At 38.8% G+C, this 23,028-nt stretch carries 22 protein-coding genes and 1 other RNA gene; 8 read left to right on the top strand and 15 right to left on the bottom strand.

Annotated elements, in window-relative coordinates; translation table 11 throughout:
* The first annotated feature begins 246 nt into the window (after positions 1-246).
* Together BAU16_RS13375 and ssrA are read left to right on the top strand one after the other, a co-directional pair.
* Positions 247-1,020 (top strand): Cof-type HAD-IIB family hydrolase, encoded by a 774-nt coding sequence (locus tag BAU16_RS13375; protein WP_202621268.1) that lies wholly within the window; start codon positions 247-249, stop codon positions 1,018-1,020.
* A 71-nt stretch (positions 1,021-1,091) separates the two neighbouring features.
* Positions 1,092-1,459, top strand: a transfer-messenger RNA (tmRNA) gene (gene ssrA, locus BAU16_RS13370).
* Positions 1,460-2,277: 818 nt separating this feature from the next.
* Here ssrA and BAU16_RS13365 read toward each other — a convergent pair.
* Positions 2,278-4,620 carry an ABC transporter ATP-binding protein/permease gene (locus BAU16_RS13365; protein ID WP_161527258.1) on the bottom strand — a complete coding sequence of 781 codons (2,343 nt, stop codon included), beginning with the start codon at positions 4,618-4,620 and terminating at the stop codon, positions 2,278-2,280.
* Positions 4,621-4,750: 130 nt separating this feature from the next.
* Between BAU16_RS13365 and BAU16_RS13360 the strand changes: the two genes are divergently transcribed.
* The 3 genes from BAU16_RS13360 to BAU16_RS13350 all read left to right on the top strand — a co-directional run bounded on the left by BAU16_RS13360 (position 4,751) and on the right by BAU16_RS13350 (position 8,019).
* Entirely contained in the window at positions 4,751-5,422 is a 672-nt protein-coding gene (locus BAU16_RS13360; protein WP_048604087.1) for a response regulator transcription factor, read from the top strand.
* Positions 5,419-6,471: a sensor histidine kinase gene (locus BAU16_RS13355; protein WP_161527257.1), complete on the top strand. Its 1,053-nt coding sequence runs from the start codon at positions 5,419-5,421 to the stop codon at positions 6,469-6,471. The genes BAU16_RS13360 and BAU16_RS13355 overlap by 4 nt, the downstream gene beginning before the upstream one ends.
* A 108-nt stretch (positions 6,472-6,579) precedes the next feature.
* Entirely contained in the window at positions 6,580-8,019 is a 1,440-nt protein-coding gene (locus BAU16_RS13350; RefSeq protein ID WP_202621267.1) for a helix-turn-helix domain-containing protein, read from the top strand.
* Here the strand turns inward: BAU16_RS13350 and BAU16_RS13345 are convergent, their stop codons facing one another.
* The gene (locus BAU16_RS13345) at positions 8,020-10,572 is read right to left on the bottom strand and encodes an HAD-IC family P-type ATPase (protein ID WP_161527255.1); all 2,553 of its coding nucleotides are present in this window, start codon (positions 10,570-10,572) and stop codon (positions 8,020-8,022) included.
* A gap of 187 nt (positions 10,573-10,759) precedes the next feature.
* On the opposite strand from BAU16_RS13345, the gene BAU16_RS13340 reads away from it, so the two are divergent.
* Together BAU16_RS13340 and BAU16_RS13335 are read left to right on the top strand one after the other, a co-directional pair.
* A complete protein-coding gene (locus BAU16_RS13340) occupies positions 10,760-11,338 on the top strand; it encodes an HD domain-containing protein (RefSeq protein WP_161527254.1) in 579 nt (192 codons plus the stop codon).
* A 29-nt stretch (positions 11,339-11,367) separates the two neighbouring features.
* The gene (locus BAU16_RS13335; protein ID WP_161527253.1) at positions 11,368-12,180 is read left to right on the top strand and encodes a Cof-type HAD-IIB family hydrolase; all 813 of its coding nucleotides are present in this window, start codon (positions 11,368-11,370) and stop codon (positions 12,178-12,180) included.
* Between the two features lie 102 nt (positions 12,181-12,282).
* On the opposite strand, the gene BAU16_RS13330 is transcribed toward BAU16_RS13335, so the two are convergent.
* From BAU16_RS13330 to BAU16_RS13290, 9 genes are all read right to left on the bottom strand, one after another.
* The gene (locus BAU16_RS13330; RefSeq protein ID WP_048604081.1) at positions 12,283-12,510 is read right to left on the bottom strand and encodes a hypothetical protein; all 228 of its coding nucleotides are present in this window, start codon (positions 12,508-12,510) and stop codon (positions 12,283-12,285) included.
* Between the two features lie 356 nt (positions 12,511-12,866).
* On the bottom strand, positions 12,867-13,736 hold the full coding sequence (locus BAU16_RS13325; protein WP_161527252.1) for a helix-turn-helix domain-containing protein: 870 nt from the start codon (positions 13,734-13,736) through the stop codon (positions 12,867-12,869).
* Positions 13,737-13,780: 44 nt separating this feature from the next.
* Positions 13,781-14,749, bottom strand: a complete 969-nt coding sequence (locus tag BAU16_RS13320) for an electron transfer flavoprotein subunit alpha/FixB family protein (RefSeq protein WP_161527251.1) — start codon at positions 14,747-14,749, stop codon at positions 13,781-13,783.
* A 14-nt stretch (positions 14,750-14,763) separates the two neighbouring features.
* Positions 14,764-15,552 carry an electron transfer flavoprotein subunit beta/FixA family protein gene (locus tag BAU16_RS13315; protein ID WP_161527250.1) on the bottom strand — a complete coding sequence of 263 codons (789 nt, stop codon included), beginning with the start codon at positions 15,550-15,552 and terminating at the stop codon, positions 14,764-14,766.
* A 61-nt stretch (positions 15,553-15,613) separates the two neighbouring features.
* Positions 15,614-16,738, bottom strand: a complete 1,125-nt coding sequence (locus BAU16_RS13310; RefSeq protein WP_161527249.1) for an acyl-CoA dehydrogenase family protein — start codon at positions 16,736-16,738, stop codon at positions 15,614-15,616.
* A 424-nt stretch (positions 16,739-17,162) separates the two neighbouring features.
* Positions 17,163-17,630 (bottom strand): GAF domain-containing protein, encoded by a 468-nt coding sequence (locus BAU16_RS13305; protein ID WP_390622586.1) that lies wholly within the window; start codon positions 17,628-17,630, stop codon positions 17,163-17,165.
* 63 nt (positions 17,631-17,693) lie between these two features.
* The gene (locus tag BAU16_RS13300; RefSeq protein WP_161527248.1) at positions 17,694-18,440 is read right to left on the bottom strand and encodes an alpha/beta fold hydrolase; all 747 of its coding nucleotides are present in this window, start codon (positions 18,438-18,440) and stop codon (positions 17,694-17,696) included.
* Positions 18,441-18,659: 219 nt separating this feature from the next.
* Positions 18,660-19,838 (bottom strand): site-specific integrase, encoded by a 1,179-nt coding sequence (locus tag BAU16_RS13295; RefSeq protein ID WP_048604075.1) that lies wholly within the window; start codon positions 19,836-19,838, stop codon positions 18,660-18,662.
* A gap of 103 nt (positions 19,839-19,941) precedes the next feature.
* Positions 19,942-20,256 carry a helix-turn-helix domain-containing protein gene (locus tag BAU16_RS13290; RefSeq protein WP_048604074.1) on the bottom strand — a complete coding sequence of 105 codons (315 nt, stop codon included), beginning with the start codon at positions 20,254-20,256 and terminating at the stop codon, positions 19,942-19,944.
* 107 nt (positions 20,257-20,363) lie between these two features.
* Between BAU16_RS13290 and BAU16_RS13285 the strand changes: the two genes are divergently transcribed.
* Positions 20,364-20,579, top strand: coding sequence for a hypothetical protein (locus BAU16_RS13285; protein ID WP_048604073.1), 216 nt, complete (start codon positions 20,364-20,366; stop codon positions 20,577-20,579).
* A 299-nt stretch (positions 20,580-20,878) separates the two neighbouring features.
* Here BAU16_RS13285 and BAU16_RS13280 read toward each other — a convergent pair whose 3' ends face one another.
* From BAU16_RS13280 to BAU16_RS13725, 4 genes are all read right to left on the bottom strand, one after another.
* Positions 20,879-21,100 carry a helix-turn-helix domain-containing protein gene (locus BAU16_RS13280; RefSeq protein WP_048604072.1) on the bottom strand — a complete coding sequence of 74 codons (222 nt, stop codon included), beginning with the start codon at positions 21,098-21,100 and terminating at the stop codon, positions 20,879-20,881.
* A gap of 7 nt (positions 21,101-21,107) precedes the next feature.
* Entirely contained in the window at positions 21,108-21,536 is a 429-nt protein-coding gene (locus BAU16_RS13275; RefSeq protein WP_048604071.1) for an RNA polymerase sigma factor, read from the bottom strand.
* A 212-nt stretch (positions 21,537-21,748) separates the two neighbouring features.
* Complete coding sequence (locus BAU16_RS13270) at positions 21,749-22,327, bottom strand: hypothetical protein (protein WP_048604070.1); 579 nt, start codon at positions 22,325-22,327, stop codon at positions 21,749-21,751.
* Positions 22,328-22,341: 14 nt separating this feature from the next.
* Positions 22,342-22,896, bottom strand: a complete 555-nt coding sequence (locus tag BAU16_RS13725) for a hypothetical protein (RefSeq protein WP_048604069.1) — start codon at positions 22,894-22,896, stop codon at positions 22,342-22,344.
* Positions 22,897-23,028: the final 132 nt, after the last annotated feature.

Raw genomic sequence — 23,028 nt, 5'->3', positions numbered from 1 at the left:
GCTCCTTGTTCTTCTACTGAAATTTTTTTGTTTCACTTCTTCTCACCCGTTTTGAAAAAGACGAGAGAAGGACAGTTGTTTCTTTTCTTAGTATACTCGAAAACCAAGGCTATCACCAACAACTTCACGTTTTCTTCAAAATCCTTTCTTGTTTTTTCAACATTTGGTATGATAAATAAAACAACCTTCTCTTTTGCCAGATAATCATGGATAAAAAGAAAGAGGATTGGATGACTAAGGAGATGTATTATGGCTTATCGTGCCTTAACTTTTTTTGATTTAGATGGAACCTTATTGGATGCCCACTCCCAAGTGACACCAGAAGTTGCTGATGCAATGCAACAGCTAAAACAAAATGATATATTACCCATCATTGCAACCGGCAGAACCGAACCGGAAGTTCAACACATAATGGAGGCTGCACAAATTGAATCTGATATCGTGATGAATGGTGCGTTTATTCGCGTAAATGGCACCGAAATCCATTCTGATCGACTTGATCCTGAATTATGCCGCAACGTTTATGAAGCTGTGCTGGAAAATGGTGACCAACTTTCCTACTACAATGAAAATAATATCTGGTGTACAGGCTATAACGATGAATTGATCAATGCCTATCAATTCATTCATAGTCAAATTCCGCCAATTGATCCTCTTGCTTTTGAAAAATATCCCGTGAATATGCTGCTGGTTCTTGGAAAAAATAATGAGGGCTTTTATGAAGAACGGTTTCCAGAATTAAATTTTTTCCGAAATACCCCTTATTCTCTTGATACCGTTAAGAAATCCGTTTCAAAAGGGAACGCTGTAACTATTTTGAAACAGGCGATGAATCTGGAAAATGTGCCAACATACGGCTTTGGAGATGGACCAAATGATTTGGCTCTTTTACAAGCATGTGATACGAAAATCGCAATGGCGAATGGTGCTCCGGTTTTAAAAGAGATTGCCGACTTCGTTACCAAGAAAAATACTGAAGGTGGCATTCTTCATGCCCTGCGTCATTTTGATCTCTTATAAATTGTAAGCAAACAGCTTTTAATCTCGCCAAAAGCATGGTATACTTGCTTCTGTAAGACTCCCTATTTTAGGGGGCTGTTACGGATTCGACAGGCATAGGTCGAGCCTGAATTGCGCTTCGTAGGTTACGGCTACGTTAAAACGTTACAGTTAAATATAACTGCTAAAAACAACAATAACTCTTACGCTTTAGCTGCCTAAAAACAGTTAGCGTAGATCCTCCCGGTATCGCCCATGTGCTCGGGTAAGGGTCCTATTCTAAGTGGGATACGCTAAAACTTTCCGTCTGTAAGTTTTAGAAGAGCTCATCAGACTAGCAACGTAAATCGCCTGTCGTTCGGCAGTTTATCAAGCGAAACTTCAATAGAACCGACTATGAGCGTAGACTTTTAGGTAGCGATGTGTTTGGACGCGGGTTCGACTCCCGCCAGCTCCATTTGTACCTTCCAGTACTTTTCACTAAGAGTAGAATCCTTTGATTTAAAAGGATTTCTACTCTTTTTGTTTTCAGTAGTTTTTAGGAAATAGATACATCTCGTATTCATTTTCGTTGGAAATTTAGCTTACTTTTTCGGTGGGTTATTTTTTTGCAAAAACAAAAAAAGCAATCGATTTTATACAATTTGGAATATATAATAAAAACATTGAGGAGCATGAATATTATGAAAATGAAATATATTTACATTGTCGCTTTACTTATTAATGACCTATCAAAGGAGAATAAAAATGACGAGTAATAAGACACCTGAATCATAATTAAGAGCAAACAGAGAATATCGTAAACGAGTAGGTTCTGATGAAGAAAAGCGAGAACATCGTAACTATATGACCGGACGACGGAGTGCTCGGTCTTTTATCAACAATAGAGCTACAATCGATGATTTAGAAGAATTAGAGCAACTAATCGCAGAACGTAAAAAAGCCCTCCGCTAAAAATCAGGGCATTCTACCATAGGACTCTTTCACATTTTTAATTATATAAAATAAACGTTGAAGAGGTAAAAAATGAAAAAAAGAAGTTGAGTTGTTGGGCGTCCTGCACAAATAAAAAATTGATATGGCAGATGCGATATTTGTCGTAAACATTAATGGTTACATCGTTCCGAGCACACAACGTGAAATAGAATATGCCCAGCAAAATCAGAAACAAATACTCTATTTAGAATCATGAAAAATCTGTTCCCCATTTGCTTCCCCACAAAAAATAGAACTGAAAATCGGTTTACTCACCGATCTCAGTTCTGTTTTTTCATAATTCTATTCTGCTCGTAATGCGATGGCTGCATCTTTTTTTGCTGCCATTCTAGCTGGGAGATGTCCGCCAAGCATGGTTAAAACAGTTGATACAATGATCAGAATGAGCCCATGGACGGGATTTAATTGTGCCACATTTTTTAAATCTGTCATATTGTACAAGAGTGCATTGATTGGGAACGTCGTCAACCAAGCAATCACCACACCCAACGTACCAGAACCGATTCCCAAGATAAAGGTCTCTGCATCAAATACCCGTGTGATATCCTTCTTGCGGGCACCTAACGCTTTTAACACGCCGATTTCTTTCGTCCGTTCGATAACGGAGGTATAGGTGATGATTCCGATCATAATCATACTTGTCACCAACGAAATACCGGCAAAAGCAACCAATACATAGGTGATGGCATCCATCAATCCACCGGTCAAATCTGTCATGGTGCCAGCTAAATCAGAATAAATAATCTTATCTTCTTTGCTTTTTCCTTTGTTGTAATCATCCAGATATTCCAAAACCTGATCTTTGTCTTTATAGTTATTAGGATAGATCATAATACTATTTGGAATACTGCTGCCGCCAAGATACGCAATCGTGCTTTCTTTGGTGCTGTTATCTAGTTTTTCATTGGACATAACATTGACATCACTTTGTTTTTGCGCTTCAACGATTGCTGAGCTTTCGTTTTCTTCAACGATTTGAGAAGTCAATTCATTGCTATAGGCGATTCCCGGTGCCAATAGATTCATCGTCGAGGAAGATTTCACCCGCAGGATGCCGGAAATTTTTAAAGTGTCATTGTTTTCACTGTCATACATTGTTTCGTAGTCTGTATTAGGAATGAAATTTCCTGTTGGCAACTCTTGGTAATAATCATTGTTGTCGACTAATTTAAATTCGGTTCCCACAATCGCATCAAAATCTAATTTTTCACCGTCTTTAACATCAAAGCCCAGATTTTTCAAGGAATTGATATTGGTGTTATTGTTGCCATCCACAATCAATACTACATCAGTTGCTGAATTAGGGTAAGCTCCTGAAAGTAATTTATAGTTTTCTTCTAAAAAGCTGCCGGAATTTTCATCGAGCTGTGTTGGAAAAGAAGATACTCCGACACCGGTCATGCTGGCCATTGCGTTTGTCATGCTAAGTCCAGTTCCTTCAGAAGCATCATTGGATAGTTTCACCGGTTGGATTTTTCCATCAACTTCCCGCAATAAATTCATTCCTACCAATCGCGTGTAGCCAATATTATTACTCAGTTCTGGATTAATTGCTTCGATATAATCCACGTAATCCTGATCAATTTTGTTGGTGTGCTGTGCCCGATCTTCGTCACTGATTTTTACCGTAATCGTATCAGAATCAGGAAAACTTCCTTTATCTGTTCCTAGTGCTTCGTCACGATTTGTTGTTTGATCTGTTGTCACCTTTGAAATCGTAATTGGAAATTTTGACAGCGTTTCTGACTGAGTTTTATCAATTTGATTTTGGAAACCGCTGGATAATGCCAAAACAATCCCAATGCTGATAATCCCGATACTAGAAGCAAAAGCAGTCAAAAAGGTTCGACCCTTTTTGGTTCGCAAGTTGTTAAAGGATAATTTCAATGCTGTAACAAAACGCATTTTGGTCCGTTTTAGTTGAAATTCTTCTCCCTTCTTGCCTTCGTTATGGGGGTGAGAATCAGCCAAAATTTTTCCGTCAGAAAATTCAATGATTCGATCTGCGTACTGATGTGCTAATTCAGGATTGTGGGTCACCATAATAACTAATTTTTCTTTTGAAAGTTCTTGGATCAAATTCATGATTTGCAAACTTGTCTCGGTATCCAAAGCCCCAGTTGGTTCGTCACACAGTAAAATATCCGGATCATTTGCCAATGCCCGCGCAATGGCTACCCGCTGCATTTGTCCCCCGGAAAGTTGATTAGGTTTTTTATGCATGTGGTCTTCCAAACCAACTCTGCGCAACGCATTTTCTGCTCGTTTCGTTTTTTCTTCTTTAGATACACCGCTCAACGTCATGCCCAACTCAACATTGGCAATGATTCCTAAATGACTGATCAAATTATAGCTTTGAAAAACAAAGCCGATGGAGTTGTTCCGATAGGCATCCCAATCTGCATCTTTAAAGGTTTTCGTCGATTTTCCATCAATCACCATATCTCCGGAATCGTAATTGTCCAGTCCACCGATTACGTTTAGCATGGTTGTTTTCCCAGAGCCGCTTGCTCCTAAAATCGCCACGAATTCTTGCCGACGAAAAGCAACGGAAACACCGTCCAACGCTTTTGTTGTCGTGTCACCAACATGGTAATATTTTTTTATCTCTTTTAATTCTAGCATCGTTTCATCCCTTTTTTCGCTTATTTACTTTGTGAGGATAGCATGGCATTATTAACTCAAAATGAACAAAATTCATACTTGGTTCACAAGAATCTGGTACTATTATCATGCAAAAAGGAGGGTAAAGCAAATGAGTCGGATTTTAATCGTGGAAGATGATGAAAACTTAGCATTACTTTATCAAGTGGCGTTAAAAAACGCACAATTTGAGGTCTTCAGTGCCAATAACGGACTGACAGCACTAGATATTATGGACAAACAATACATCGATTTGATCATCAGCGATATTATGATGCCGGATATGGACGGCTATGAATTGGCAAAAAGTTTGCGGGAAGCTGGTTATGAATTGCCGATTCTACTGATTACCGCTAAAGACACTTTTGAAGACAAGAAAAAAGGCTTTAAGCTCGGTGCAGATGATTATATGGTTAAGCCAATCGATGTCAACGAAATGCTTTTACGAGTCGATGCTTTGCTGCGACGGGCACAGATTGTTCATACAAAAGAATTGACCGTCGGAACGACAACTTTAAGCCAAGAAACCTATCAAATAAAAACGCCGGAACAGACAGAAACGCTCCCGCAAAAAGAATTTCTATTATTGTATAAATTACTAGCTTACCCTAATAAAATTTTTACCCGTCAGCAATTGATGGATGAAATCTGGGGCTTAGATTCGGATACCGATGAACGAACCATTGATGTACACATTAAGCGTCTGCGGACCAGATTGATTGATAATCAGGACTTTTCAATTGAAACAATTCGCGGGCTTGGCTACAAGGCGGTGATTTTGTGAGAAAGAAACTCCATTCTCAACTGTGGATCTATTTTGCCACCATCATTTTTTTGATGATGATTCTGGTATTGGCAATTTTTGTTTCTCTGCTGTTTTTGATCAATCATTTCGAACTGCTAGCGCCGGAAAAAGAAAATCATATTCTTCCATTTGCCTTTATTATTTTTTTAAGCTCCGTGATTGGTCTAGTGATTTCCTTTTTTGTGGGAAAACGTATTTTACAGCCGATTGGGGATTTGCGCCAAGCAATGAGTGAAGTAGCTAAGGGAGATTTTTCGATTCAACTAAAAGATACTGAGCCGAAACTAGAGGACGTGGCCCAGCTTTATCATGATTTTAACGTGATGGTTGAGGAGCTTAACAGCATTGAGACCTTGCGAAATGATTTTGTTTCTACTGTTTCTCATGAATTCAAAACACCGATTGCAACCATCAAAGGCTATGTACAGCTTTTACAAAACGAGGGGATTTCCCCCACCGATCGACAAATATACCTCGAACGAATGTCAGAAGGCGCGCAACAACTCACTCAATTGACAGACAATATTTTAAAACTGACAAAATTGGAAAATCAAGGCTTGGGCTTGGATCTGCAACTTTTCCGGTTAGACGAACAGATTCGCGAGGTCATTTTATTTTTGCAACCAAAATGGGAACAACTGGACTTGGCTCTTGATCTGGATTTGCCCCGCACCAATTATTTTGGCAACGAAGAATTCCTCTACCAAGTGTGGTTGAATCTTATGGACAATGCCATCAAATATAGTCAACAAGGTGGAAAAATCAAAATTTCACTGAAAAAGGAAGCTCGAGGTCAACGAATTACGATTACCGATGAGGGAATCGGTATCCCAGTAGATGCCGCTCCACGAATTTTTGACAAATTTTATCAGACAGACTCCAGCCGCAAAGCAAAAGGTAATGGACTTGGGTTGGCACTAGTCAAACAAATCATCGCCTTGCATCATGGCAGTATTGAAGTCAACAGCAAGCCAAATCACGGCAGCAGCTTTCGTATTTTTTTGCCAAATAAAGCAGTCCCCCGTTGAAAGAAAGATTTCAGCGGGATTTTTTTTCAACGGAGGAGTGCTTTTGTTTCTTGACCTCCCTCTTTTTTCTTCGTATTCTTAAAAGTGAGGTGACTGCTTATGTATTCCATGCTGAAAAAAATCATCACGGAAAAAGATATCTATCGTCAAGTCCTGCTTCTGGAAAATTTAGTGAATCATCCACAACTGACAGCAAAAGAATTAGCTGCAGAAATCAAAACTACTGAACGAACGGTTTTTTCTGATCTTCAGTTGATTCGTGAACAACTGCCTCAAGATTGGCAGATTGAAACCGATAGTTCAGGCATTCGCTTGATTAATAAGCAAAATTTATTAGCCAATGAATTATGGGAATTATTTTTGCCCCAATCAATCAGCGTTCGCTTAATCAAAGAACTCTTTTTTGCAAAAGAGCTCCCTACGCCCGATTTTTTGCAAACTACAGGAGTCTCCTATGAAACGTTGAGACGACACACCAGCAAAATCAATCAGCAGTTAACCGCCTATCACATCCGGATCAAACTGACCCCCACCACGATTCATCTGTCGGGTACAGAAAGTGGCATTCGGATTTTTTACCATCGTCTGTTGGTGCCCTTCACCCATAATAATTATTTTTTTGATGACTACGCCATTCATGAAAGTCATTATTTTCACTTTCTAAAAAAACTCAATCAATCCAATTTAGCGGTTGAAACTGAGCAGATTTTTGGTGCTTGCTGGTTTTTCATCAATACGATTCGCATCAAAGCCAACTGTCGAATCGACTCGTTCCCTTTTGACGAAAAAAATCCCTTGTTTCAATTGTATCGTCCTGCCTTAAAAAAACTTTACCGTCAGGAAGGTATTTATTTGAAAGGAGAAGAAGTTTTCTTTGCCTTCTTTTGCTTCTTAGAGAGCTGGAACTACAACAACCCTTATGGAACAAAGCTAATGGAAATTTTGCAGCAAGACTATTCCTCTTTACTACAGGAAATACAAAAATTCATCGTAACATTTGCCGATGAAATCAAGCGTCCGGCATTAACTGAGACATCTTTAGCAATCAATTTGCTGGTACTTTTACTGAAATATGTGGAATCACCGGTTCTTTCAGAACAATTTCAATTGGAGTATCAGGAATTACTCAGCGAACGGTATGATCGTTATATGAATTTGCAGGAGAAAAATATGCTGCTGCTGAAAAATTTGCACCCATTGATTGAGATCACTCCTTCTACCTACCTGCTGAATATGATTGCACTGCTGATGCAGCAAGCCATTTTTTCGATTGCGCCGCAAGTGATGACCGTTTACTTTGTCTTCCAAGGAGAACCGGCTTGGAAAGCTTTTTTACAGCAGGAACTTGCTGATCTTTTAGGAAAACGGGTACTTTTGAAGCCGGTGGAAGTAACCGAACTGGAGGAGCTGACTTTTTCTCCAACCGATATCCTCGTCTCCAATTTTCCATTAGAAAAATTACCGATCCCGATTATTTATATTTCCACCAATCCCACAAAAAATGAGCTTGATCAATTGACCAAGCTCACCTTAAAACCTTATATTTGACTAGCGGTTAAAATCGCTGGTCGTTTTTTCTCTTCTGCGAAATACTTGTTTACTGATTCCTTTTTCGACCTCAACCGCTAAGAATAGTAGCAAGGCATTGCCAAGAATCACGAGCTGTTGGGATAAGGACAAGCTCGTAGTTCCAATCAGTTGCTGACCGATGGGAAGGAAAATCACACCTGCCTGTAGGAAAAATAAAATTCCCAAAGAGCCAAACAAGACTTTATTTTGAAATAATCCGCGATTTAAGGATGGATTCATTAATTCCCGACAGTTGATCATGTAAACGGCTTGCGCGACAACAATATTTTGTAATAAAATCGTCTGTTGCAATGCTTGTCCATCAAATTGTGAAGCTAGGAAATAGGCAGGAACCATAATCAATAAAGAGACATAGCCGATTCGAAACACACTGTATCCTGATAAAATGCCCTCGTTTGGTTTCCTCGGCGGTCGCTTCATGGTGTCTTCACTGGCTTTTTCAAATCCCAATGCATAAGACAACGTAATTGTCGTCACCATATTGACCCACAAAATTTGAATCGGTGTCAACGGCAGCGGTCGATTGATTAATAGTGCCCAAATGACAATCAGACCTTGCGCTAAGGCTGTTGGTAAAAAGAAGTTGATGGTTTTTTTCAAGTTATCAAAAATCCGACGTCCTTCTTTGACTGATTTAGCAATTGTATGGAAATTATCGTCTGCCAAAACCATATCAGCTGCTTGTTTGCTGACCTCGCTGCCTTTGATGCCCATTGCAATGCCAATATCCGCTTTTTTTAATGCTGGAGCATCATTGACGCCATCTCCGGTCATTCCTACGATTTCCCCGTTTGTCTGCAAAGCAGTGACGATCCGTAATTTATGCTCAGGCGTCGTTCGTGCATAAACATCTACTTTACTGACTTGCGATGCCAGTTCTTGATCAGAGAGCTGATCAATTTCCTTTCCTTCCAAAACCTTGGCTGTATGCCTCAAACCGATTTCGATACCGATGGCTTTTGCAGTTTCTTTGTGATCGCCTGTAATCATTTTCACCGCAATTCCAGCTTGTTGCGCCTCTGCTACTGCTTGAATGGCACTTTCTTTTGGCGGATCAATAATCCCTGCCAACCCGGCAAAGGTTAAATCCGTTAACATTTCATGGGTAACGGTTTGATCATTTGTTCCTTTTTTATAGGCAAAGCCCAATACACGCTGCCCTTTTTTTGCCAATCGTGAGGCTTCCTCTTGCCATTTTTTCCGTTCGTCCATGGTCAGTGCAGTTTTTGTCATCACTACTTCCGGTGCACCTTTGACAAAAATTACTTGCCCGCCATTTTCTTCATGCATGGTCGCCATATATTTATAGCTGGAGCTGAAAGGAATTTTATCGATTACTTTTTTTAGCGGCAAATCCGCTGATTCAGTATATTGAAGCAACGCCAACTCAGTCGGATTGCCTCGCAAATCAGCAACAGACTGATTTTCCTGCAATTTCAACTCCTGACAGTTGTTCATGATTTCCATGATTCGATCAGATTCTTTTGTCACAACATCCATTACAGTCATTTCATTTTTAGTCAAGGTACCGGTTTTATCTGAACAAATCACGGTCATTGCCCCCAAAGTTTCGACGGAAGGCATTCCTTTGATGATTGCATTTTCTTGCGCCATTTCCTTTACGCCCATCGAAAGAATCATGGTTAACACTGCCGGTAACCCTTCTGGAATCATGGCAACGATCAGGGCAATCATCGCCGAAAACAGAATATTCATCTCTAGACCATAACGAAATGTTGTAAAGAAAAGTAGAAACAAAATCAGCAACAAAATTCCACGAAAGATCTGCTTGTTTAATTGATGCATTTTCCGAACCAAGGGTGTTGTTTGTTTTTGAACAGATTGTAGTGCTTGATTGATTTTACCTATTTCTGTGGTGTCACCCGTTTCAACTACGATTCCAACGGCAGTTCCCGCTTGAACCAACGTCCCGGAAAAGCCCATGTTGCTTTGATCTCCCGGTGAAGCATCTGTTTTGATTCTTTCCGTATTTTTTTCTACCGCTTCGGACTCACCGGTCAAAATTGATTCTTCGATTACCAGATCATGGACCTCCACAAAACGAAGATCTGCCGGAACAACATCCCCCGCCTGTAAAACAACCAGATCTCCCGCGACTACTTCTTCAACCTCAATACTTTTTTTCATTCCTTCTGACAAAATAACGGCTTCTTGTCCCATCATTTGTTTCAATCCGTCTAATGATTCCTCTGCCTTACGTTCCTGCCAATAGCTGACAAAGCCGTTGACGATCACTACTAGAAAAATAATGCCGCCTTCTACAAATTCCCCTGTCACAAATTTCAGTAGCGCAGCAAACAACAAAACAATCATCAGCAAATCAGTAAAATGCTTTAAGAATTTTTGCCACGGTTTTAATTGCTGCTTTTCTTCTATTTTATTCTCGCCATTTTCTCTCAACCTTCTTGTCCGCTCACTTTGCGGCAAGCCGTCGAATGATGTGCGTAGTTTTTTCATCACTTGTTTTTCTGAAAGCTGGTACCATTTCATTCGCAATTCCTCCTGTTTCTTTGATACTTTAAGTATACGTAGAAAAATTGGGAACAACGGTCGATAATTTCAGGGAAAGCTGAAAAAAATGTGGCTTCTCTGTTCTTTAGTGCATATAATCCATTCATTGGTTTTCCGATAGTCTTCTTATATAATAGAACCAGCAAGTACTAGATGGAGGAATATTATGGAAAATGAATTGACAGCGATTCTGACCTTTTTAGAAAAAAGCGAGAAATTGAAGGGAACCTTGCGAACAGCGTGGGATAGTGAGGGAAAACAGGAATCCACTGCCGAGCACTCTTGGCGCTTAGCATTGATGACCGCTTGTCTCTTGCCCTATTTTCCAGAAATAAATGCTGCGGAAGCACTGGAGATGGCGCTGCTGCATGATCTTGCAGAAAGTGTGACCGGTGATATTTCTGCTTTTTTAACTCCTGATGCAACTGCAAAATCTCAGCAAGAAACAGCGGTCTTTTTCCAGTTGACCGAAGATTTACCGTTGAACCAAAAAAATCACTTTCAAGAATTATTTATCGCGTATGAACAAAATACGACAACTACTGCTCATTTTATTAAAGCATTGGATAAGGCGGAGACAATCTTGCAGCATAACCAAGGAAAAAATCCCGCAGATTTCCATTACGAATTTAATTTGGATTATGGAAAAAAATACTTCACAGGTGAGGTGTTAACAACTTTGAGAACGTTGCTAGATGCTGAAACAAAGAAAAATCTCCAAAAAAATATCGGTGAGAAACACTAACTGTGCATTCTCCTAGAAGGAGTAACGATATGTCGAATGAAATCAAACTAATTATTAGTGATATTGACGGAACTTTACTGACCTCGCAACATCTTCTTACAAAAAATTTAGTGCAAACTCTGCAAGAAATCCAAGCCCTTTCGATTCCGTTTATCGCCGCTTCTGCCCGTTCACCTCGTGGTATTCTGCCGATTGCACAGAAACTGGGTATTCAAAATAATCCCCTTGCTGCTTACAACGGTGCTTTGATAACGACTGATGGAAATCTGCCACTTTTTAGTCATCCTTTGCCTGCTGCTGGCAAAAAACTGCTGAAGCTTATCAAAAAATTTTTTCCGACCATTTCATTGAATGTTTATTCCAATGCAGACTGGTATACCGATTCTCATAACAAATGGATCGAAATCGAAGCAACAATCACAAAAATGCAACCGATTTTTCTTTCATTTGCGGATCTTTTGCGGCAAGACCCCATCCATAAATTATTATTGATTGGCGATGCAGTAGAAATTACAACATTAATGAATTTTTTAAACACCCAGGAACTGACAGACTGTGCCTTTTATCTTTCTAAAGAAAATTATCTTGAAATCACCCACAAACAGGTTTCCAAAGAAACTGTCCTTCACGAAATGGCAAATTTTTATGCTGTTCCATTACAAAACGTCTTAACAATAGGAGACAACTATAATGATCTTCCAATGTTAAAAGCCGCCGGTCTGGGAATTGCCATGGGAAATGCCCCCGCACCGGTAAAAGAAAGTGCCGATAAAGTTACTGCCACAAACGACCAAGACGGTGTCGCCAAAGCCTTGAAGAAATATGTTCTTGATTCCCCGTGAAGAAATCAAATAAAAAAAATCCGCACTCTCCAATCGAAAGCAGCTGCCTTCAAGAGAGTGCGGATTTTTTTACCAAAGTTCCTGTTTTTCTCTGGTAATTTATTATCGGAAAAAGCTATCGGCCATTGTTTTACCATATACTTCGGAGTATTTCACGACTACTTTACCAAATCGATCCTCAACTTCTTCATGATCGACCATGTCATAGTGTTCCACGCTTAGTACAAGGCAATTTTCTAATTTTTTTACTGCTTCACCAATCACCCGACGCTGTAATCCTACTGGCTGGCACTCATAGGTGTGTCCCAGCAAAATATTCTCTTTGTCCATACTAACTCCTTTGTAATCGTATTTTAACTTTTCGATCTAAAAGTAATATAGCATTAATTCTCCACAAAGAAAAGAGAAAAGTTCTAATAAATATAAAAAAATAAAAACAAAAATTGTTTATAACACCTATTAAATGGATATAAAGAGATGATAAAATTATGTGAATATTATGGATTTACCAATAAAAAAATAAGAATGCCTTTTGGAATAAATGGGTGAAGGTGTTTCCAATCCTATTTAAAATCAACACTCACACATTATATATCATTGTTTTTTCATCTTATTTCATTTAAAAAAACATTTTTTTTATCAGAATAAAGACAAAAAAGGAACGGTTATCAACCGTTCCTTCCTATCTATTCTTTTCTTTTGTCTAATCGAGCTTGTAGTACCTTTAATTCCCGAAGCTCCACCAAATTTCGATTGATTTTAGCAAAAGCTCGCGCATCTGCAATATGCTCCTGGACGACTTCTATTTCTTTATTCTGAGCCAATGCATTTTTTGCCAGTTGAAACATTAGTCGCGCAAGATAATAGGTTACGTGATTGTCGGAACAAATCGTTACCCCATGTTCTAATAAGGCATCACTGACACTATAATCTTTGATGCTCGCATAAAAGGTTCCACAATAGAATAAGATATTCAAGACTCGCCAAATATCTGAAGAAGTCTCAATTGGGTAGTGATAAACATCACTGACCGCCTTATCAAAAAAGTATTCTGCTTTTTCTTTGTCGTCTTCATTCGCATAAGCCAAACCCAAACCCGTATACGCTAGTAAAACAAAAATATACGATTTTTCTTTGGGATTTTCTGATAAAATCTGGTTCAAATAAAAGAAACTTTCAGTAATTGGGCCATTTTGCAAGGCGCTCAAATATCCCTTTAAATATAAATAGTGCCATTTTTGTGCGGGATTCTGCAATTCTTCTTGGGGAATTTGATCCAAAATTTTTGATGCGTCGCTATATTCGCTGGTGACTAGATAAAATTCCGATTGTTCCAATTGCTTGTTGACTTTCGAATCCTGAATCCCAACATTTGGAAACAAGTCTCCCAGATTCAGTTGCAGACGATTGCACAATTGAATCAAAATCTTGATGGTTGGGATTTGCCCATTGTTTTCAAAGCGACTCAAAGTTGCTTGAGTACAAATTCCTTCACTTAATTCTTTTTGAGAAAAGCCCAATGCTTTGCGGGTAGTGATAAATCGTTGTATGTCCATTGTCTGATGGCTCCTAGCATGTAATCTGCTATTATTGTATCACATCATTTTACTGCATGGCTAAGTTCTGTTAAAAAGGTTTTTGCATCGCCGACAAAACAATAATCCGATACCTTAAAAATCGGTGCCTGCTTGTCAGTATTGACTGAAACGACGACTTCTGTATTTTCGATTCCCGTAACATACTGAACAGCACCGGAAATTCCTAAATTGATCAAAAAGCTTGGTGCAATCGTATTACCGCTTTGCCCGATTTGATCGTCTACATTAAATTGCGGCTTATCCGTCAAAGGACGAGAAACCCCCACTTTTGCTCCTAGTTTCCCAGCAAGCGTCTCTGCTAATTGAATACTTTGATCGTCAGCAGCACCACGACCTAAAGCAATCACCCGTTTGGCATTGGCAATATTGTCGCTGTTTGATAAGATTACATGCTCTGCTTCAATTGTAATTCCCGTCGAAGCATGAAATTCCAAATCTTCTACTACTTCAACTTCAACATTTCCTGTGACTTTTTTTGCAGTAAAAGTATTAGGACGAACCGTTGCCATTTGTGGACGACGATCCGGACAAAGAATTTCACACATGATGTTATCTCCATAAGATGGCTTTACTTGTACCAGTTGTTCTTCCTCAAAATATAAATCCAAACAATCTGCGGTCAATCCCGTTTGAAGTTTTGCCTGCAAACGAGGGGCAATGGAACGACCTGTGATCGTTGCGCCAAATAAGAAACTGTTTGGTTGCTCCCGTCGTGCAAGTTGCGCCAATAAATCTGCCTGTTCAGAATCTGCTGGCTGATTTAAACGAGCATCTTTAATAACCAGAATCTTATCCGGACCATATTCCTTTAAGCTTTCTTCTAAGTTTTCTTCCGGTGTCTCCAACAAAACTGCAACAGTTTTAAAATTCGGCGCAATTTCTTTCGCTTTGGTAATCAATTGAAACGTCGTTGGTTCGATTGCAGCTAAACGTTTTTCTGCAAAAATCCAGATTTCAGGTGTTTTTTTCATTTTTTTCGTCCCCACTAGATTAAATTTTTGGCTTTCAAAGCGGTCAGTAATTCATTGACGGCTTCTTTAGGCTGCTCTGACAAATAAACGGTTTCTTTGGCTTTCCGTTCAGGTGTGGTAATACTTTTAACAATCGTTGGTGAGCCACTGATACCAATACGGGCCTCCTCCAATTCAAGATCCGCTTCCGTCCAAACATCAATTTCCTTTTTGAAACTTTGTTGGATATTTCTTGGTGTTTCATACCGTGGTTGATTCAGTTCACTACGCGCAGTCACGATGGCCGGCAATTGAACACGAACGACTTGCTCAGTGTTTTCTAATTGGCGGGTACCAACGATGCTGCCGTCACCAGCAAGTTCCAATTCACTGGCAAAAGTAATTTGTGGCCAATCCAAAAATTCTGCCACGATTGGTCCCACTTGCCCTGTGTCCGCATCGACTGCCTGACGACCAAAGAATACCAAATCAACATCTCCCAGCTTCTTGATTGCCTGACTTAAAACATAACCTGTTGCTAAAGTGTCCGAGCCGGCAAATTTGCGAGAACTCAATAAAATGCCACGGTCTGCGCCCATTGCCATTCCTTCACGTAAGGAAACCTCATTGTCTTGTGGTCCCATCGACATCAAAATGACTTCTGCATTGATTTGATCTTTTAGATGCAAGGCGGCTTCGATAGCATTTTTATCATAAGGATTGATGATTCCTGCAATTCCTGATCGTACCAAATTATGAGTGATTGGATCAATTTGCACGTTATTGCTTTCAGGTACTTGTTTCACACATACTAAAATTTTCATTTTCTGCTCCTCTTTAGATTGAAATTTTTCCGTTCTATTTTTAAAACATAAAATAGAATTTTTATCGTGCGGCGGCTTCAGCCAATGCGATTTCTGTTCTCATTTTCTCAACGGTACCTTCAGCGATTTCCAATGCTCGGGCATCACGGATCAAATGCTCGATTGGGTATTCCAAACTATACCCGTATCCGCCCAGAACTTGCAACGCATCATCTCCAGCAGCAACGGCACTACGACTGCCATAAGCTTTTGCCATTGCAGCAACTTTTCCATAAGGTTTGCGCTCAAATTTCAATCGTGCCGCTTCTTGGTAAAGCAGAGTCGTATTTTCTTTGGCGATTGCAATATCAGCGATTTTTCGTTGAATAGCTTGTAGTTGAATGATTGGCTTGTCAATTGCAAGGCGTTGTTTCGCATAAGTTGTTGCAATTTCCAGCTCATGTTCCAAAATCCCAGCAAGAACTGCTCCCATTAAAATTCGGGCGTCATCATGGGCACGTTCTCCAATCAAATGACCCTCACCTAGTTTCCCCAACAAATGATCCTCAGAAACGACAATATTTTCCATAAAAATTTCTGCCACTGGTGTTCCTCTCAAGCCAAGAAAACTTTCTCGTTTGCCAAATTTAAAGCCGGGCATATCTTTATCAACAACGAATACAGATAGTTCCTCTGGTGCTGTTTTTACCAACACTGCGTAAACTTCGGCTAATCCTCCGTTTGTAATCATGATTTTATTTCCGTTCAAAATCCAATGATCGTCGTGTTTAACAGCCGTAGCGCCAATTCCCATTGGATTTGACCCGCCAGTAGATTCCGTCATTCCAAAAGCAAAAATGCGTTTGCTTCCGCTAGGTAAATATTTTTCTTTTAAAGCAGGTGTTCCGAAATTCACAAATTGATCAATCGTTTTGTAGTGCCCTTCTAAAGTGACTGCGACACTAGCATTGGCTGTTGCCAAATCATAGATGACTTGAGCGGTACTGATAGGATCAAACCCGGCTCCACCGTATTCTTCCGGCAAAGTCAACCCGAGAAAACCAGTTTCCACTAGCTTTTCAAATAGTCCTTCTGTGAAGTCTCCTTTTTTATCGATTGCCATATCAAAAGGTTTGATTTCTTTTTCAGCGAATTCTACTGCCATATGATGCAGCATTAATTGTGGTTGCGTTAAATTGACACTCATTGTGGGCCTCCATTGTTTTTATTTTCACAAGTTAGAAGTCTTGCTTCTGACAAAAATAATACCTACGTTAAAAATGAATGTCAACAAAAATATATAAAAATTTATATAGAATAACATTGTAACTAATTTTATGAAGAACCTTCTTTTTTTGAAAAAATAGCCCTATTTTCACTAAAATTGAAAAAAAACCTAGAATAAAACAAAATAACCGTGTAAAAACTTTTTTTTTGAAAACACATAATATATAAAATTTTATATAACTGAATAAAAATAACTATAAAATTTTATTTACTTGCACAAAAAAATTCTATCTGCGAAGAAACAGATAGAATCTTTTTGTTTATTCAGTTGAATAACTTTCGTCCCAGACAATAACTGTTTATATGGAAAAGTCCATACAAACGTGGTCGCAGAATCCTTTGTTCTACGAAATATCACTGGAGGCAAGCAGCAGTTCTACATACTTTTCAAGAAATTCCTGATCGATCGTATCATAAGTATCTACTGTTCCGCTATCGATGTCTAAAACTCCCAGTAATTTTCCCTCTTTGACCATCGGAACAACAATTTCCGACATTGCAGCTGAGTCACAGGAAATATAATTTTTATGGGTCTTAACGTTGCCAACAATCATCGTTTCTTGTTTCTCGGCACTTTCTCCGCAGACCCCTTTTCCCATTTTAATACGGGTGCAGGAAACCTTCCCTTGAAACGGACCTAAAACCAGTTCTTCACCATTAAACAAATAGTAGCCGGCAAAAACAGTATCTTTCAAGGTTGTAGTTAATAATGCAGAAGAATTTGCCAAAGTAGCGATCCAATTCTTTTCTGCATCTAGTAATCCTGCTTGTTGCAATAACAACAATTCATAGGCTTCTTTCTTTTGATTCACATTCTTCACCTCTTGGTTGGCATTATAACGCACTTTTTTCTTCAAAACTAGCAGAAATCTTTCTTATTTCGCTAGATTCCGAGCATTAACAAAAAAGGTTGTTACCTGTTCCATCGTTGCAACTTTTACCAAATGTCCTTCCTCCTCTTGTATGAAGGTAATCAGCTTTTCAGGATGGTGGTCCACGAAATTTGTTACCTGCTCAATGGGAATTTTTTGATCTGTTGTCCCATGCCAAAAGAATAAAGGACGCTCTCCCAACGTTTCAGGATGGAGGGAAAGATCATAGGCTTCAATCCAAGAAAGCAATGTTTGATAATCCTTTGGCAAATAAAAACCGGCAGCTGTCGCATGCGTGGTGATTCTTTGCCGATAAGTTACCGGCGCAGGAGAGCCCATTACACAGGCAGCCGCCTTGATGGTTGGATGTTGCGTCAACAATGCACAGGTGGTCATCCCACCCATTGAAACGCCCCCAACATACAGTTCGCCATTTGACAGTCCAAGATTTTCAAAATAATCTACCAAATACCCAAATTCAAATAAATTTGTTTGGATACTATTCCAAAAGGTCAAAGAAGGAATCTCTGATACTTGCGCTTTGCGCTCCCCATGATTGGCGGCATCTGGCAAAATCACCCGAAAACCAGCCCGCGCCAGCTTTCGTCCCTGTGTAAGAACCAATTCTTTCGCCGTTTGCCATCCATGGTAATAAACCAATAGCGGTAAAGGTTCGTAAATCGCATTTTCTTCCACGACTTCCAACAAAGGAATATTTCCTACTCGCCGTTTACGAATGGTTAGCTTCATTCTTTTCACTCCTTATTCTATAGAAAAAAAGCCCTTGATTTCTCAAGGACTTCGCGTTATCCAATAACGGACAATTAACGACGGATTTCTTTGATACTTGTGAAAAGTCGTTAAAGTATTGATATAAAAGGATTTTTATTACTTCTGACTACATATTGACTACTTTGTTAAAAAATCGTTTTTCAAGAATCCTGTAATACCAGTGCTTTCACCGTTTTTTTAACTCTCTAAAGAACTAAAAGCAATCAGAGGTTTTACCTTTTCATTTGACGTTAAGTGGCGATAAATTTTCGAAGTTGTTTGGTCAGTATGGCCTAAGCGATCTTTCAAGACTTCCCAGCTACAGTGTTCTGCTACTAAGCTTGCCATTGTATGACGAGCTAAATGAGTATGAAATGGCTTATTAATTCCTGAACGATTCACGCACCGTTTAACGTGATCATTTACATACTCTCGACGATAGGGAACACCACGCTTACTAGAATCAAGATACACAAACAAATATGTTTCTTCTATAGTAAACCTGTAATGTTGCCTCATCTCATCCAAAGCCTTAATCAACTGTTGTAGCTTTTCCATAACTAGAGGAGTTACTAGAACTCGTCTAGCAGAACTAACTGTCTTAGTAGTTTCAATTCGAAAGTCCTTGCTTTTACCTTTGACTGCTGTTTGCTTATAGAATAGAATTTCATTTCTTTTGAAATCCATATCTTCAGGTTGTAGGGCAAGAGCCTCGCTGACACGGCAACCAGTGTAAAATAGAACATGGAATAGTACAGACATTGGTAACTCCTCATGAACAATGCCATAATTCAAAAAAGTTCTCAATTCATCGACAGTAAGAAACTTGTCCTCAATATTATTCACGGCTTCTTTTAAATCAGTTACCGTTAACTGATATTTTGGCATTCTCACAGACTTCATTGGGTTTTCACTTATCAAATTCTTTCTTTGGCAGTATTTGAAAACCATATTCAGAACTTGAATAAGTGATTGTAAACTATTTTTGGCATAGCCAACATTTGTTCCATTAACGCCACATTCCTTTAAGGTAAAAAGTAGTTCTTGAAGGCAGTCAGGTGATAAATCAGATAACTTTTTATCACCAATCCATCGAACAATAATTCTTAATTGTTCTTCTCGCTTATCATAGGTTGTTTCCTTTTGCTCATTTAACGAACGGTAATATTGGAACCATTGCTCACCTACAGCACTAAACTTGTCATTGCTTGCAACAATTTTTTTCTTAAGCCTTTGTTGTTTCTCCATTTCAAGATAAGCGAGTTGTGCCTCACGTTTTGACTTAAAGCCACGTCTTGTTGTCCGGTACGCTTGGAAATACCATGTGATTCTACCTGTGGAACTGATTTGCTTCTTGAAACGATCTTTTTTTTCCATTTACAGATTCCTCCCTTGAGAGAAGAACCCCTTAAGCGGAAAAATATAAAATCTCTTATTCTCTATATACTTATTGTACCGCAAGTATAGAAGAAATGAAATATTATAAGGAACGCAATATACGAAGCTGTTCACAATAGTCATCTGAATCACTCTTTCTCATCCATTCTAAAACATCATCACGAAAATAGTGTCCCCGAATCCCATACCAACAGGGAGGAAACTCACCAAGTTTTACTAAACGGTTCAGTGTACTATCACTTATCTGAAACAGTCGCTTTAAATCAGCGTTTGTTAAAACCAGAGGTAAATGACTAACTGCAAGCAATTTTTCCGTGTAATCTTCCAGTTTTTTTTGTAAAATTGAATAGAACTCTATTTCCAAAGAATTAACATTTGTTTTAACTTCCAACTCCATCACCCTTCTCTATCAAATTCAAAACGACCACCACGGTACCCCCTTGAAATTGTAAAAAACCACTCCAGTACCCCATTAAAACGGACTAGAAAAGAGGAATTTTTAATATGAAACAAGGAATCGCAGACATAAGAATAATTAAAGAAATTCTTGAAAAATCTACGGCTAATGCGATAGCATCCGGAACAGGAATCAATTTGAGTACAGTAAAAAAACTTAAAAGTGGAGAAAGAGCTGTAGAAAAATTAAATCTTGCCGATGCTATTAAAATCACAGAATTTGGCATGAAAAATATGCCGACCAAAATCGAAATATGGAAGTAGTAGTTTTTCTGATCTATCAGCTGCTTTACCAAAGCACATAGGAATTTCACCTCCCCCCAGTAATGGCGGGCCAATTTGGTTACGGAAGTATCATTATCGTAGCCGCGATTCTCATATTTAAATTTGTCGCTCAAAGAATAACTTTGTCATGGCGTAACTAGAAAATCGTAATCTACTTGTACTGATAGATTTACTATTCACTTGTCAAAGAGCGTTAGGCTATTTTCAGCCTATGGAAATCCTTTATTTTAAACTTATAAAAAACTTCCATAGAATGAAAAGGAAAGGGAAAAAATACTTTAACGAGTTGTGTCAAATTCAAGTATCTTCTCAATCAATTTCGTTTCCAGTTGTCTACGCATATATTCATCTACGTACATAACCACTCCTTTTTCTTCTTCATAGATAGGTTTCATGGCTAATCGTGAAATATAATTTTGATATTTTGACAGAATGATGGACATGGCGATTGAATCACCAGAGACTGCGGCTTCAATAGTAGTTACTGGTATAAACGGTATATATCGCTTATTTTACTTCATAGTTGCCACCCAAATACTTTCCTAACTCTTCCAAGGCCACTTGTCGTTGGTACCAAACACTGCCAAGACTTTTCCCAATAATATCGCCAATTTCGCGATCATTGAGTCCAATGAAGAAGGACATCAAAATGATTTCTTGTCTTAGACTAGGTAATGCAGTAATTGCATTTGCCAACTCCCCATTAGAAATAAAGATTTTCATACCTAGGACAGTAAAACTTCCACTACTATTCAAATTTGGTTCTGAATAATAGAACTCTGTACCCAATCCTCTTTGTTCCAATATTTCCATTGAGATCTGACGTTGACGAAATCTAGCGTATTTCTTTTGAATGTTTAATGCCTCATTGCGGACTACTTTCTTACAAAAACTGTCAAACACATGTCGAATGTGGGTTTCTTCTGAGTCGCCCATAAAATTCTCCTCCTAAAAATTCATTCAACTCGTTTTACTTCTATCCCTTTCCATTATTACTACAATCTGGGAGCGAGCATTTTTCGAAAAAACTAAAATTTTTTCCAAAAAAAAAGCGCACAGACAAATTTGTCTATACGCCTCACAAAAACGCTCATGATAAATCATTAAATTTAATTGGCAACAATAAGTAGATTGAGAAGATTATCTAGCTAATTTTTCTGTAATATGTGTTCAAGTATTGCCGCTGCTTTTCCTTCAAATACACATTCTTGGTAACTACCCGTTAGGTGATTTTGATTTAATAGAATGGTAACAATCGAATCATCCTCGCGGATTCCCTCGTCTTCTTTATTGAAAGCTGTGATCTGTCTTTCCGAAAGTCCCAAGTCTTCAAGCTTCGTCCCCGACCACTTACCATCATCACTTTTCCCATAGTTATCTTCTAACATCGCCAAAGTCTTCACAGCTTCCTCCTCCGTCGGGAGATAATGCAGCGTCACTCCAACCAAGCCAAAGCCCGGTTCAAAGATAAAATCTGGAGATGCCATGCCGGCTTCTGTATCCATAGCAGTAGCAAAAGACAACACCGTCTGTTTGTCATTATTTTGCTTACGCTGGGCATCCACCTCATACAAATCCAATTTTTCCAGGACCTCATCTCCCCCCATACTCCAATGAACCTCTTCAAAAGGTGGCGTCCAGTCATAGGTCACCTCCTTGGGCTCTTCCTTGGTGGAACAGCCACCTAAAAAGCATAACGCCAACAGACCTAATAAAACCTTTTTCATGTTCACCTCTCCGTTTAAAATAGTGTCAAAATAAATTGAAAAAATACACAGTAAACGATTATCAATAAGCAATTAATCAGAATAATTTTTTTATTATGAAATAGATGTCCCTTTTCATGTGTGATTTTCCATCTAGAATCTCCCCACGAAAGTTTCGTGGGGAAATCAATACCATAAAAATAAATATTCCCCAGTTTCATTGAAAAAACATTGGCAGCTCGTTCATTCACAAGTGTGATTTTTGAAAGAGTGAATTTCCCGGCTTTGCCTTTTAACTGATAAACAACGAAACCATCTTGAATTTGAAATGTAGGAAATGGTTCACTAAAAGCTGGTGACCCGAGTAATGCATCACGTCTCCTCTTATTCGACAGTGAAAGGAACCAACTGTATCCACCATTAATTACCAAAAGTAATAAGATAAATACTTTTTGACCAGCTGGTAATAAGACTGGCAAAAACAAAGCAACTAAAGCAATCCAATAGATAGTTTCGTTTCGCCCTAGTCGTTCCAAAGATTCGATGACAAAAATATCCTTCTTCCTTAAAAAATGATGTTCTTTTTGCAATTATTCTCGTGAGGTCTTCTTTTAACTACATAAAATTGTAACCACTGGTTTTAAGAGTAGTGTATCATCCCAAATCATATAATTAATTGACTGCGATTGTTATAAAACTCACGGTAAGCCATATAACTAGCA

The sequence above is a fragment of the Enterococcus sp. JM9B genome (assembly GCF_009933265.1).
Lineage (GTDB): Bacteria > Bacillota > Bacilli > Lactobacillales > Enterococcaceae > Enterococcus_C > Enterococcus_C songbeiensis.
The sequence above is the reverse complement of the archived record's forward strand: the minus strand, read 5'-3'. Positions and strand labels throughout refer to the sequence as shown.